Raw genomic sequence first — 12,285 nt, 5'->3', positions numbered from 1 at the left:
GTGGGAGCGGGCTTGCCCGCGATAGCGAACTGTCATTCAACGCATGTGTTGAATGTGACACCGCCATCGCGGGCAAGCCCGCTCCCACAGGGTTATGGGTGTACTTGAAGACCGCGCAATACCCCCTACCAACGCACCCCACAACCTCCTTCGAAAGTAGCATTCGGTCATCTCATCCCCCATGCATTAATGGTCTTACCGGAATCGTCCGGCACAAGAAGAGGATTGACCCATGTGGAATAAACCCGCGTTTACCGATCTGCGCATTGGCTTCGAAGTGACGATGTATTTCGCCAACCGTTGATTGATCGCCCGGTCAGCCGTCGCGTTGGCCGGGCCTGCCTTCTGGAGCCCTCCCATGCACATCCGCGTTCTCGGTTCCGCCGCTGGCGGCGGTTTTCCGCAATGGAACTGCAACTGCCGTCAATGCGCGGCGATGCGCCACGGCAACCTGCGCGCACAACGCCGCACGCAGTCGTCCATTGCCCTGAGCGACGACGGTGTGGAGTGGGTGCTCTGCAATGCTTCACCGGATATTCGCGCGCAATTGGAAAGTTTTCCGGCGATGCAACCGGCCCGACGCTTGCGGGACACGGCGATTGCCGGTGTCGTCCTGCTGGACAGTCAGATCGACCATTGCACCGGGCTGTTGAGCCTGCGCGAAGGCTGCCCGCATTCGGTCTGGTGCACCGAGCGGGTTCACGAAGACCTGAGCAGCGGCTTTCCCTTGTTCAGCATGCTCCAGCACTGGAACGGTGGCTTGCAGTGGCAACCCATCGAACTGGATCGCGAGCCGTTCCGCATCGCGGCCTGCCCACACCTGCAATTTCGCGCGATTCCCTTGGTCAGCAATGCGCCGCCGTACTCGCCCAATCGCGGCAACCCGCAACCGGGCGACACCATCGGCCTGTTCATCGAAGACCTGCGCAACGGTGCATCGGTGTTCTATGCGCCGGGGCTGGGGCAGGTCGATGCCGAGGTAATGAGCTGGATGCAGCGCGCCGATTGCCTGCTGCTGGACGGCACGCTCTGGCGCGACGATGAAATGCGCGTGTGCGAAGTCGGCCAGAGCCTGGGCCGCGAAATGGGCCACCTGCCACAAAGCGGCCCCGGCGGGATGCTCGACGTGCTGGAGGGCCTCAATCGCCAGCGCAAGGTGCTGATCCACATCAACAACACCAACCCGATCCTCGATGAAGACTCGGCCGAGCGCGCACTGCTGGAGCGGCGCGGGATTGAAGTGGCGTTCGATGGCATGAGTATTGAGTTGTAGCGGATGGCCCCATCGCGGGCAAGCCCGCTCCCACAAGGATCTGCGGTGCACACAAAACCTATGTTCACACCGATCAACTGTGGGAGCGGGCTTGCCCGCGAAGGCGCCAGACCAGACACCGCAAAATCCGGAGAACCGCAATGACTGACACCCCCCTGACCCCCATCGAATTCGAAGCCGCCCTGCGCGCCAAAGGCGCCTGTTACCACATCCACCACCCATTCCACCAAGCCATGTACGCCGGGCGCGCCACCCGTGAGCAGATTCAGGGCTGGGTCGCCAATCGCTTCTATTACCAGGTGAACATTCCACTCAAGGATGCCGCAATCCTCGCCAACTGCCCGGACCGCGACGTGCGCCGGGAATGGCTGCAACGGATTCTCGACCATGACGGCGTCCCCGGCAGTGAAGGCGGCATCGAAGCGTGGCTACGATTGGGCGAAGCAGTGGGGCTGGATCGCGAACAAATCCTCTCGCAAGAGCTAGTGCTGCCGGGCGTGCGTTTCGCCGTGGATGCCTACGTCAATTTCGCCCGTCGCGCGCGCTGGCAAGAAGCGGCCAGCAGCTCGCTGACCGAATTGTTCGCGCCACAGATTCACCAGTCCCGGCTCGACGCCTGGCCCACCCATTACCCATGGATCGACCCGGCCGGTTACGACTATTTCCGTACGCGTCTGAGCCAGGCGAGGCGTGATGTCGAGCATGGTTTGCGCATCACCCTGGCGCACTACGTCACGGTCGAAGGCCAGCAACGCATGCTGGAGATTCTACAGTTCAAGCTTGATGTGCTGTGGAGCATGCTCGACGCGATGAGCATGGCCTATGAGCTGGGCCGCCCGCCGTATCACACCGTCACCACCGAGCGGGTCTGGCACCGGGGGATCAGCCTGTGAGCCTGATCGAACATCAACCCGGCCCACCGCTGTGGTTGCTGGCGGAACTGACCTATCGCTGCCCGCTGCAATGCCCGTATTGCTCCAACCCGCTGGACTTCGCCCAACAGGGTGAGGAGTTGAGCACAGAAGAGTGGATTCGCGTGTTCCGCGAGGCGCGGGAGATGGGTGCTGCGCAACTGGGTTTTTCCGGTGGCGAACCGTTGGTGCGCCAAGACCTGGCCGAGCTGATCAAGGCCGCGCGGGACATGGGTTACTACACCAACCTGATCACCTCGGGTATCGGCCTGACCGAACAGAAGGTGCGCGATTTCAAGATCGCGGGGCTGGACCACATTCAGATCAGTTTTCAGGCCGCCGATGAAGAGGTCAACAATCTGCTCGCCGGCTCGCGCAAGGCCTTCGCCCAGAAACTGGCCATGGCCCGGGCGGTGAAAGCCCAGGGCTACCCGATGGTGCTGAACTTCGTCACCCATCGGCACAACATCGACCAGATCGCGCAGATCATCGAACTGTGCCTGGAGCTGGAGGCGGATTTCGTTGAGTTGGCGACGTGCCAGTTCTACGGTTGGGCCGAACTCAACCGCGTCGGCCTGTTGCCGACCCGCGAACAGTTGCAGCGTGCCGAACGGATCACCCATGAATACCGCCAGCGGCTTGAGGCCGAGGGCCACCCGTGCAAGCTGATTTTCGTCACCCCGGATTACTACGAAGAACGCCCCAAGACCTGCATGAATGGCTGGGCCAACCTGTTTCTCGACATCACCCCGGATGGCACGGCCTTGCCTTGTCATAGTGCCCGCCAGTTGCCGGTGCAGTTTCCCAACGTGCGCGAGCACAGCATCGAACACATCTGGAACGACTCCTTCGGTTTCAACCGTTTTCGTGGTGATGACTGGATGAAAGAGCCGTGCCGTTCCTGCGATGAAAAGCACAAGGACCTCGGCGGCTGCCGTTGCCAGGCGTTCATGCTCACCGGTGATGCGAGCAACGCCGACCCGGTGTGCAGCAAGTCGCCGCACCACGACGTTATTCTCAAGGCCCGGGACGAAGCCGACGCGCCGGGGCAGGGCATGGAACACCTGACGTTGCGCAACGAAAAGGCTTCGCGGCTGATCTATCGCGGATGAATCCAAAAGGCGTATCCGACGCAGATCCCTGTGGGAGCGGGCTTGCCCGCGATAGCGGTGTATCAGCCAACGGTAATGCTGGATGTGATGGCCTCATCGCGGGCAAGCCCGCTCCCACAGGGATCTCCGGTGAATACAAAACTCGAGCACATCCCAGGCGGCTACCCATTGGTCTGATTGCATTCGCAGCCGGATGCGTTAGTGTGGCTTTACCTTCAAAACAATAAAAACAGGCTTTCCAATGAGCCAGAATCTCAGCCAGCTGCGTAAATTCGTTTCGCCTGAAATCATCTTTGGTGCCGGCTGCCGGCATAACGTCGGCAACTACGCCAAGACCTTCGGCGCCCGCAAAGTGCTGGTGGTCAGCGACCCCGGTGTGATTGCCGCCGGTTGGGTCGCCGATGTCGAGGCCAGCCTGCAAGCCCAGGGTATTGATTACTTTCTATATAGCGACGTCTCGCCCAACCCGCGGATCGAAGAGGTCATGCTCGGCGCCGAGCTGTACCGGGAGAATCACTGCGATGTGATCGTCGCGGTCGGCGGCGGTAGCCCGATGGATTGCGGCAAGGGCATCGGCATTGTCGTCGCCCACGGGCGCAACATCCTCGAATTCGAGGGCGTGGACATGTTGCGCATGCCCAGCCCGCCGCTGATCCTGATCCCGACCACCGCTGGCACTTCGGCTGATGTATCGCAGTTCGTGATCATCTCCAATCAACAAGAACGCATGAAATTCTCCATCGTCAGCAAGGCCGCGGTGCCGGACGTGTCGCTGATCGATCCGGAAACCACCCTGAGCATGGACCCGTTCCTGTCGGCCTGTACCGGCATCGACGCGTTGGTCCATGCCATCGAAGCCTTCGTCTCCACCGGTCACGGGCCGCTCACCGACCCGCATGCGCTGGAGGCGATGCGGCTGATCAACGGCAATCTGGTGCAAATGATCGCCAACCCCAGTGACATCGCCCTGCGGGAAAAAATCATGCTCGGCAGCATGCAGGCCGGGCTGGCGTTCTCCAACGCGATTCTTGGCGCGGTGCACGCCATGTCCCACAGCCTCGGCGGCTTCCTCGATCTGCCTCACGGTTTGTGCAACGCGGTGCTGGTGGAGCACGTGGTGGCGTTCAACTACAGCTCGGCGCCGGAGCGCTTCAAGGTGATCGCCGAGACGTTCGGTATTGATTGCCGTGGCCTGAATCACCGGCAGATTTGCGGGCGTCTGGTCGAACACCTGATCGCCCTCAAACATGCCATCGGCTTCCATGAAACCCTGGGCTTGCACGGGGTGAGTACGGCGGACATTCCGTTTCTGTCGCAACACGCCATGCACGACCCGTGCATTCTCACCAACCCGCGCGAATCCAGTCAGCGCGACGTCGAGGTCGTCTATGGCGAAGCCCTCTGACGAGCAACAACGGGCGCTGGCCGGGTTACTGGGTTTAGGCAATCACTCGGCGCGCAAGAGTCATTACCCGGAACTGGCCGCGCGCCTGGATGAACTGGAAACCGAACGCAACCGCTACAAATGGCTGTTCGAAAACGCGGTGCACGGGATCTTCCAGGCCAGCCTGCTGGAAGGCATGCGCGCCGCCAATCCGGCACTGGCGCGGATGCTCGGCTATCAGGACCCGCAGGAGGTGCTGTTTTCCCTGACGGACCTGGCGGGCACGCTGTTCGTCGGCGGGGCACAAGAGCTGGAAAGCATCGGCGAAATCCTCCAGCGCGAGCGCAGCCTGCTGGGCTATGAAACTCAGCTGCGGCGCAAGGACGGCAGCGTCCTCGACGTGTTGATGAACTTGCTGCTCAAACCGGATCAGGAGGGCCTGGTGGAGGGCTTTGTCGCCGACATCACTGAGCGAAAACTGGCTCAGCAGCGCCTGCAACAACTCAATGACCAACTGGAGCAGCGGGTTACCGCACGCACCAACGAGTTGCTGGACGCCAACCGCAATCTGCAACAGCAGATCACCCAGCGCAAACAGATCGCAGAAGCCTTGCGCGATGCCCGTGATGCCGCCGAGGCGGCCAATCGCAGCAAGGACAAATACCTCGCCGCCGCCAGTCACGACTTGCTGCAACCGCTCAACGCCGCGCGTTTGCTGATCTCGACCTTGCGCGAACGCAAACTGCCCGACGTCGAGCAGGTGCTGGTGGAGCGCACGCATCAGGCGTTGGAAGGGGCCGAAGACTTGCTCACCGATCTGCTGGATATTTCCCGGCTCGATCAGGCTGCGGTGAAGCCGGACATTGCCCTGTACCGCCTTGACGAATTGTTCGCGCCATTGGTCTCGGAGTTTCAGTCGGTGGCTGCGGCAGCGGGGTTGAACCTGCGGGTACACATGGGCGATTACGCCCTTCATACCGACTTGCGCCTGATGACCCGAATCCTGCGCAACTTCCTCAGCAATGCCTGCCGCTACACCGACGAGGGCTGCATTCTGCTGGGGGCAAGACGCCGGGGCGATGTGCTGCGTATCGAAGTGTGGGACACCGGGCGCGGGATTGCGGCGGATCGTCTTGACTCGATCTTCCTCGAATTTAACCAACTGGACGTCGGGCGCGCCGCCGATCGCAAGGGCGTGGGCTTGGGACTGGCGATTGTCGAACGCATCGCCAAGATCCTCGACTACCGGATTCAGGTACATTCGCGGCCGGGGCGCGGTTCGATGTTCAGCATCGAGGTGCCGATTTCCCATGAGATTCCATTGCCCATCAGCCAGGCCGCACCACAACCAAGCACCGGCAACCCGTTGCCGGGCCGGCGGCTGTTGGTGCTGGACAACGAGGTCAGCATTCTTGAAAGCATGAGCGCGCTGCTCGGGCAGTGGGGGTGCGAGGTGGTCACCGCCACCGACGAGGCCACCGCGCTGATGGCTTTGCAAGGACAGGCGCCGGAACTGATTCTGGCGGACTATCACCTGGATCACGGGGTGGTGGGCTGTGAGGTGGTTCGGCATTTGCGCGAGCATTTCAGCCAGGCGATTCCGGCGGTGATCATCACCGCAGACCGCACCGACCAGTGTCGGCGCTCATTGCAGCGCCTCGACGCGCCGCTGCTGAACAAACCAGTGAAGCCCGGCAAGTTGCGCGCGGTGTTGACTCAGCTGTTGGCGTAGCGATAGCGCAGGCTGAAACCGAGCTCGGCGGATTGGCCTTGCTCCAGCAAACGCAACCCTGGCCGACCCGGCAAGTGATGGGCATTGACCGGGTGGCTCACCGGTTCGATACAGAAAAACTCCAGGCCCTCAGGGCAGGAGAGCAGGTAGTAGTCGCTGCCGGTGGCTTGGCATTCCAGTTCATAACCCAGCTTGGGTTGCTGGATCAGGCAGTGGCCGTCCCATGCGCAAAAGCCATTGTCCACCAGCGTTTCGGGTAATGCCCGGGGCTGGCTGAAGTCCCAATCCTTGGGTATCGAAGTGAGTTGTGTTGGCAGTTTTGCGCTGTCGCATAACCAGACCTGTCGCGCCTGCGCCTGCAACCGAGTGCCTGCGGTGCGCGGGAAATAGGGGTGTAAACCGAGCCCATGCCAGGCGGCGTGTTCGGCTAGATGAGTGACCTGTAAACCGATGCTCAACTTGCCCTCACTCAGATGAAAACGTTGCCTTGCGCGATAAGCGAAGGGCGTGGTGCTGTCGAGTTGCAGGACGATTTCATCGCAAGTGTGCGAGACGATCTGCCACGGCTGCTGCCAGGCGCTGCCATGAATCGGCAGCGGATCGGTGAGGCTGTTGGGCGTCAGCGCGAGCCAGCCACCGGGGCAGTCGAAACCGCCTTCGGCGATACGGTTCGACCACGGCGCCAGGGGATAGCAGGCGAGCTTGCCGGGCAGGCCGGTGTTCAAGGCGTGTTGGTCGCTGTGGCGCAACAGCGGCTGGCCGGTGCTGCGTACGGTCCAGTTGACTATGCTCGCCCCGAGTTCCGGGGCGAGGGTGAGGCGGGTGAGTTCGTCTTCGAGTTCGAGGAGTGTGGGTGTCATGGCGATCTTCATTGGCTGCATGAGGTTTTTTGTGGCGAGGGAGCTTGCTCCCGTTCGGCTGCGAAGCAGTCGTAAATCCAGGTAACTCGGTCCCTCTGGAAAATTGCTGGGGCCCGCTACGCGAGCCAACGGGAGCAAGCTCCCTCGCCACAGGGAGATTTGCCAGCCGTTGTTACAACACCAAATGCGGCAACCACAGCGAAATGGCGGGAATGTAAGTCACGGCCATCAGCACCAGGAACAACACGCCGTAGAACGGCAGCAGCGCTTTAACGGTGCTTTCGATGCTGACCTTGCCCACCGCCGAGCCGACAAACAGCACCGCGCCCACTGGCGGCGTGATCAAGCCGATCCCCAGGTTCACCAGCATGATCATGCCGAACTGCACCGGGTCCACGCCAATGCCCAGAATCACCGGCATCAGAATCGGCGTAAGGATCAGGATCAGCGGCGCCATGTCCATCACCGTGCCGAGCAACAGCAGCATCACGTTGATGCACATCAGGATCACGTAACGGTTGTCCGACAGGGTCAGGAACATCGTGGTGATCTTCGCCGGGATCTGCATCAGCGTCATGATGTAGCCGAAGCTGGCGGCGAAGCCGATCAGGATCATCACGATCGAAATGGTGCGCACCGTGCGGTGCATCAACTTGGGCAGCTCACGCCACTTGTAGTCACGGTAGATGAACATGGTGACGAAGAACGACCACAGCACCGCGATCGCCGCCGATTCGGTGGCGGTGAAGATGCCCGAGAGAATCCCGCCGAGAATGATGACCATCGCCATCAACCCCCACATCGCTTCACCGCAGATTTTCAGCGCCTGTTTGAGGGGGATGACTTCGCCCTTGGGGTAGTTGCGCTTCCTGGCGAAGATCAGGCACAGCACCATCAGGCATGCGCTCATCAGCAGGCCCGGCACCACGCCGGCCATGAACAGCGAAGCGATCGAAACGGTACCGCCAGCGGCCAGCGAGTAGAGTACTGAGTTATGGCTGGGCGGCGTCAGCAGGGCTTGCACCGAACCGCTGACCGTCACTGCGGTGGAGAAAGCCCGCGGGTAGCCGCGACGCTCCATTTCCGGAATCAGCACCGAACCGACCGACGCCGTGTCCGCCACTGAAGAACCGGAAATCGCGCCGAAGAAGGTCGAGGCCATGATGTTCACCAGCGACAACCCGCCGCGCACGAACCCCACCAACACCCCGGCGAACGCCACCAGCCTGCGGGACATGCCACCCTCGGCCATGATCGCGCCAGCGAGTACGAAGAAGGGAATCGCCAGCAACGAGAATTTGTTCACACCGCCGGCGACCTGAATCATCAGCGCCTGGAACGGGATGTCGATCCACCACGCACCGATCAGGGCAGAAAGCCCCAGGGCGTAGGCGACCGGCATGCCGATCAGGATCAAAGCGATAAAACTGCCGAGCAGAATCAGAGCGTCCATTTATGCGGCACCTTCGCTTTCTTCAACCAGGTCGAAACGCACGACCCGACGGTTGCTCTGGTCACCGAGCAAGAGTTTTTCCAGCACAAAAATCAGCGTCAACACACCGCCCACAGGGATTGGCATGTAGGTGATGCCCACACGCAGGGTGGGCAGGGCGCTCATGAATTGATTCCAGGTGGACAGGCAGAGTTTGGTGCCCCAGATGGCCATGAACAGGCAAATGGTCGCCATCAGCAGCTGCGAAACGATGCTCATGGTCTTGCGCAGTTCGGGGGCCATACGGTCGGTGAGCATGGCCACGGCCATGTGCGCACCGGCGCGATAACTGGCGGCGGCGCCGATGAAGGTGAAGACCATCATCAGCAAAATCGCGGTGGGTTCCGGCCAACTGGAACCGGTACCGAGGACGTATCGGGCGAAGACGCCCCAGGGAATGATCAGGGAAATAGTCAGGACCGACAGGCCGGCGACCCAGATGCAGGTCATGTAAATCCTGTCGTTGATGCGCAGCAGCAGATTCTTCATCGGGTTTCACCGTAACCGGGCGCCGCTGACAATTCGCTCGTCAACGGTGCCGGGCCTTTCATGAATGCAGGGAGGGTTACTGAATGGCTTCGATGCGCTTGATCAGGTCGGCATAAGGCGCGCCGTATTTTTCCCGGACCGAGGCCGTGGCTTCATAGAAAGGTTTTTTGTCGACGGTGATGAACTCGACGCCGGCAGCCTTGAGTTTTTCTTCACTGCTGGCCGACTTCGCATCCCACAGCGTGCGCTCCTGGGCCTGTGCGGCTTTGGCGGCTTTTTTCACCAGCACTTGCTGGTCGGGGCTGAGTTTTTCCCAGGTGATTTTCGACATCACAATCGGCTCGGGCAGAATCAGGTGCCCGGTCAGGCTGTAGAACTTGGCGTTCTGGTAGTGGTTGTGTTCGAGCAGGGTCGGCGGGTTGTTTTCCGCGCCGTCGATTACCCCGGTCTGCAACGCACTGAAGATCTCGCCGGTGTCCATGGCAATACCGTTGCCGCCCATGGCGTTGATGGTGTCGATGAACATCGGGTTGCCTTGCACGCGGATCTTCATGCCTTTGAGATCGGCGAGGCTGCGTACCGGTTTTTTGGTGTAGATATTGCGCGTACCGCCGTCCATCCAGGCCAAGGCGACCAGGTTGAATTCGGAGTGGGTGATTTTGTCGAGGATCTCGTCGCCCACCTCACCGTCGATGACTTTGCGCATGTGCGCCTGGTCGCGAAACACGAACGGCATGTTGAACACGTTCACGTCCGGCACCACCGGCCCGACGATGCCGAGGCTGACCCGGGCCATCTGAATGGCGCCGACCTGGGCCTGTTCGATGACCTCTTTTTCCGAGCCGAGCACTCCGCCGGCGAACATCTTGAACGTCAGCTTGCCGTCGCTGTCGGCCACCAGGGTTTTACCCAGCTGTTCCTCGGCGACCACGGTCGGGTAACCGGCGGGGTGGATGTCGGCGAATTTGATTTCCAGCGCCTGGGCGGCGCTGCTGAGGGTGAAGGTGAGTGCTGCGGTGATGGGGAGTGCGGCGGCGAGCAAGGTGCGTTTGAAGTCCATGGGTTGCGTCTCCAGTCTTGTTGTTTTTTTTATTCAAGGCACAGCGATGCAGCAGAGGGGTTAAAGCAATTCGTTGAACACCGGTTCCGGCAAGCCTTTGACGCCGGGGTTGAGGGCGAACACGCCGCCGGCCAGCGACTGTTCGTCATGGTCGTCAGCGGGGCGGATCGAGGTCACAAACAGGGTGTCGAGCTGGCTGCCTCCGAAGGCGCACATGGTCGGTTTCTTCACCGGCACGGGGAGGGAACGATCCAGTCGGCCATCGGGGGTGAAACGGTGAATCAGCCCGGCGTCGTTGGCGCAGATCCAATAACAACCTTCGGCATCCACTGCCGCGCCATCGGGGCGGCCAAGAAAGTGATGCATGTCGACGAACAGCCGACGGTTGGACGGCGTGCCGCTGTCGATGTCGTAATCGAAGGCCCAGATCTGTTGCACATTCGGGTGCGAATCCGAGAGGTACATCGTCTTGCCGTCCGGGCTGAAGCCCAGGCCATTGGGCACGATGAAACCGCTGAGCCGGGCGTCGAGCGGCCCGGGTTGCCCGGCACTGTAGCGATAGAGCGTGCCGTCGGCGGCGTTGGCGCCCATGTTCAGTACCATGCTGCCGGCCCAGAAACGGCCCTGACGATCACAGCGGCCATCGTTCAGGCGCATGTTGGGGCGGGCGTGTTCGATGTGGGCCAGCAGTTCGCTGTCTAGGCTGCCATCGTTGTGCGGCTGCAGGTGAAAGAATCCGTTTTCCATGCCGGCGACCCAGCCACCCGTGCTGTGACGGGCGATGCAGGCGAGCATCTGCGGGGCTTTCCAGGCGTGAACGTGCCCGCTGTCGGCGTGCCAGCGTTGTAATCCTCCGGCCGGAATATCCACCCAGTACAGGGCGTTTTCCTCGGGGACCCACACCGGGCTTTCACCGACCGCATTGCGGGCATCGACAATCAATTCGGCTTGCATGGCAACGCATTCCCTTGGGTTGTTATGGAGGGGATTGGCGAGGGCTCAGTCGCCGAACGGCCCGGCCGCGACAAAGGCACCGCCCTGATAGATCCGGGCCGGATCATTTTCGGCGGGCATCGGTTGGGCTTCGACTTTTTCGCGGAACACTTCGGACGTGTCCTGGGGCGCATAACCCAAGTGCGCCGCGAAACGGTTGTCCCACCAGACGCTCTTGTTGTCGGACATGCCATACACCACGGTGTGGCCGACCTCCGGGGTGTACAGCGCGCGTTCGAGCAATTGGGTCAGGTCATCGAAGCTCAGCCAGGTGCTCATCATTCGGCGGTTTTGCGGTTCCGGGAACGAGGAGCCGATGCGGATGCTGACGGTCTCGATGCCATAGCGATCGAAGTAGAAACTGGCCATGTCTTCGCCGTAGGACTTGGACAAGCCGTAGTAGCCGTCCGGGCGACGAGGGGAGTGGGCGTCGAGGGTTTCGTCCTGCTTGTAAAAGCCGATGACGTGGTTGGAACTGGCAAAAATCACCCGCTTCACACCGTGGCGGCGGGCGGCTTCGTAGATATGGAACACGCCGCAGATGTTGGCGCCGAGGATCTCCTCGAACGGACGCTCCACCGACACGCCGCCAAAGTGCAGGATCGCGTCCACGCCTTCGACCAGTTGATGCACCGCCTGCTTGTCGGCGAGGTCGCATGGCACGACTTCTTCGCGATCATCATTGGCTGGCGTCATGTCGGCGATGTCCGACAGGCGGAGTACGTTGGCGTAAGGTCGCAGGCGTTCGCGCAGGACTTTACCGAGGCCACCGGCGGCGCCGGTCAGGAGCAGGCGATTGAACGGCGCGCGGACTATGGGTGTGGTCGTCATGAAAGTCCCTTTACACAAAATTGTCGTTATTGGATTTGTTGTAGGTTGTCGTATGACTTGTCGAAGTATTGTTAGGGTTTCCGGTGCTTGTCAACGCGACTTTGGTTGAAATTGACGGAGGGTCATGTTCATTCATCTCTCATGAATG

Annotated in this window: 12 protein-coding genes; 6 read left to right on the top strand and 6 right to left on the bottom strand. The window is 61.1% G+C overall.

Features of this window, described 5'->3' with window-relative positions:
• The first annotated feature begins 232 nt into the window (after positions 1-232).
• The 6 genes from pqqA to PSH65_RS18235 all read left to right on the top strand — a co-directional run bounded on the left by pqqA (position 233) and on the right by PSH65_RS18235 (position 6,412).
• A complete protein-coding gene (pqqA, locus tag PSH65_RS18260) occupies positions 233-304 on the top strand; it encodes a pyrroloquinoline quinone precursor peptide PqqA (RefSeq protein WP_010455123.1) in 72 nt (23 codons plus the stop codon).
• A gap of 54 nt (positions 305-358) precedes the next feature.
• Entirely contained in the window at positions 359-1,273 is a 915-nt protein-coding gene (pqqB, locus tag PSH65_RS18255; protein WP_305421622.1) for a pyrroloquinoline quinone biosynthesis protein PqqB, read from the top strand.
• A gap of 140 nt (positions 1,274-1,413) precedes the next feature.
• Entirely contained in the window at positions 1,414-2,166 is a 753-nt protein-coding gene (gene pqqC / locus PSH65_RS18250; RefSeq protein ID WP_305421621.1) for a pyrroloquinoline-quinone synthase PqqC, read from the top strand.
• Positions 2,163-3,296: a pyrroloquinoline quinone biosynthesis protein PqqE gene (gene pqqE / locus PSH65_RS18245; protein WP_305421620.1), complete on the top strand. Its 1,134-nt coding sequence runs from the start codon at positions 2,163-2,165 to the stop codon at positions 3,294-3,296. The genes pqqC and pqqE overlap by 4 nt, the downstream gene beginning before the upstream one ends.
• A 241-nt stretch (positions 3,297-3,537) precedes the next feature.
• A complete protein-coding gene (ercA, locus tag PSH65_RS18240; protein WP_305421619.1) occupies positions 3,538-4,701 on the top strand; it encodes an alcohol dehydrogenase-like regulatory protein ErcA in 1,164 nt (387 codons plus the stop codon).
• A complete protein-coding gene (locus tag PSH65_RS18235; protein ID WP_305421618.1) occupies positions 4,685-6,412 on the top strand; it encodes a NahK/ErcS family hybrid sensor histidine kinase/response regulator in 1,728 nt (575 codons plus the stop codon). The genes ercA and PSH65_RS18235 overlap by 17 nt, the downstream gene beginning before the upstream one ends.
• On the opposite strand, the gene PSH65_RS18230 is transcribed toward PSH65_RS18235, so the two are convergent.
• The 6 genes from PSH65_RS18230 to PSH65_RS18205 all read right to left on the bottom strand — a co-directional run bounded on the left by PSH65_RS18230 (position 6,397) and on the right by PSH65_RS18205 (position 12,137).
• Positions 6,397-7,272 (bottom strand): aldose 1-epimerase, encoded by an 876-nt coding sequence (locus PSH65_RS18230; RefSeq protein WP_305421617.1) that lies wholly within the window; start codon positions 7,270-7,272, stop codon positions 6,397-6,399. The genes PSH65_RS18235 and PSH65_RS18230 overlap by 16 nt on opposite strands.
• Before the next feature lie 172 nt (positions 7,273-7,444).
• The gene (locus tag PSH65_RS18225; protein ID WP_305421616.1) at positions 7,445-8,725 is read right to left on the bottom strand and encodes a TRAP transporter large permease; all 1,281 of its coding nucleotides are present in this window, start codon (positions 8,723-8,725) and stop codon (positions 7,445-7,447) included.
• The gene (locus PSH65_RS18220) at positions 8,726-9,253 is read right to left on the bottom strand and encodes a TRAP transporter small permease (RefSeq protein WP_305421615.1); all 528 of its coding nucleotides are present in this window, start codon (positions 9,251-9,253) and stop codon (positions 8,726-8,728) included. It lies immediately after the preceding gene.
• Between the two features lie 76 nt (positions 9,254-9,329).
• Entirely contained in the window at positions 9,330-10,313 is a 984-nt protein-coding gene (locus PSH65_RS18215; protein ID WP_305421614.1) for a TRAP transporter substrate-binding protein, read from the bottom strand.
• 60 nt (positions 10,314-10,373) lie between these two features.
• Positions 10,374-11,267 (bottom strand): SMP-30/gluconolactonase/LRE family protein, encoded by an 894-nt coding sequence (locus PSH65_RS18210; RefSeq protein WP_305421613.1) that lies wholly within the window; start codon positions 11,265-11,267, stop codon positions 10,374-10,376.
• Positions 11,268-11,312: 45 nt separating this feature from the next.
• On the bottom strand, positions 11,313-12,137 hold the full coding sequence (locus PSH65_RS18205) for an NAD(P)-dependent oxidoreductase (RefSeq protein WP_305421612.1): 825 nt from the start codon (positions 12,135-12,137) through the stop codon (positions 11,313-11,315).
• Positions 12,138-12,285: the final 148 nt, after the last annotated feature.

The organism is Pseudomonas sp. FP603 (assembly GCF_030687415.1).
Taxonomy (GTDB): domain Bacteria; phylum Pseudomonadota; class Gammaproteobacteria; order Pseudomonadales; family Pseudomonadaceae; genus Aquipseudomonas; species Aquipseudomonas wuhanensis.
The sequence above is the reverse complement of the archived record's forward strand: the minus strand, read 5'-3'. Positions and strand labels throughout refer to the sequence as shown.

Bases quoted from the DNA above. Each gene is read 5' to 3' on its own strand.
- pqqB (WP_305421622.1), top strand. From the start codon at position 359: ATGCACATCCGCGTTCTCGGTTCCGCCGCTGGCGGCGGTTTTCCGCAA.
- pqqC (WP_305421621.1), top strand. From the start codon at position 1,414: ATGACTGACACCCCCCTGACCCCCATCGAATTCGAAGCCGCCCTGCGC.
- ercA (WP_305421619.1), top strand. From the start codon at position 3,538: ATGAGCCAGAATCTCAGCCAGCTGCGTAAATTCGTTTCGCCTGAAATC.
- PSH65_RS18235 (WP_305421618.1), top strand. From the start codon at position 4,685: ATGGCGAAGCCCTCTGACGAGCAACAACGGGCGCTGGCCGGGTTACTG.
- PSH65_RS18230 (WP_305421617.1), bottom strand. From the start codon at position 7,272: ATGACACCCACACTCCTCGAACTCGAAGACGAACTCACCCGCCTCACC.
- PSH65_RS18225 (WP_305421616.1), bottom strand. From the start codon at position 8,725: ATGGACGCTCTGATTCTGCTCGGCAGTTTTATCGCTTTGATCCTGATC.
- PSH65_RS18220 (WP_305421615.1), bottom strand. From the start codon at position 9,253: ATGAAGAATCTGCTGCTGCGCATCAACGACAGGATTTACATGACCTGC.
- PSH65_RS18215 (WP_305421614.1), bottom strand. From the start codon at position 10,313: ATGGACTTCAAACGCACCTTGCTCGCCGCCGCACTCCCCATCACCGCA.
- PSH65_RS18210 (WP_305421613.1), bottom strand. From the start codon at position 11,267: ATGCAAGCCGAATTGATTGTCGATGCCCGCAATGCGGTCGGTGAAAGC.
- PSH65_RS18205 (WP_305421612.1), bottom strand. From the start codon at position 12,137: ATGACGACCACACCCATAGTCCGCGCGCCGTTCAATCGCCTGCTCCTG.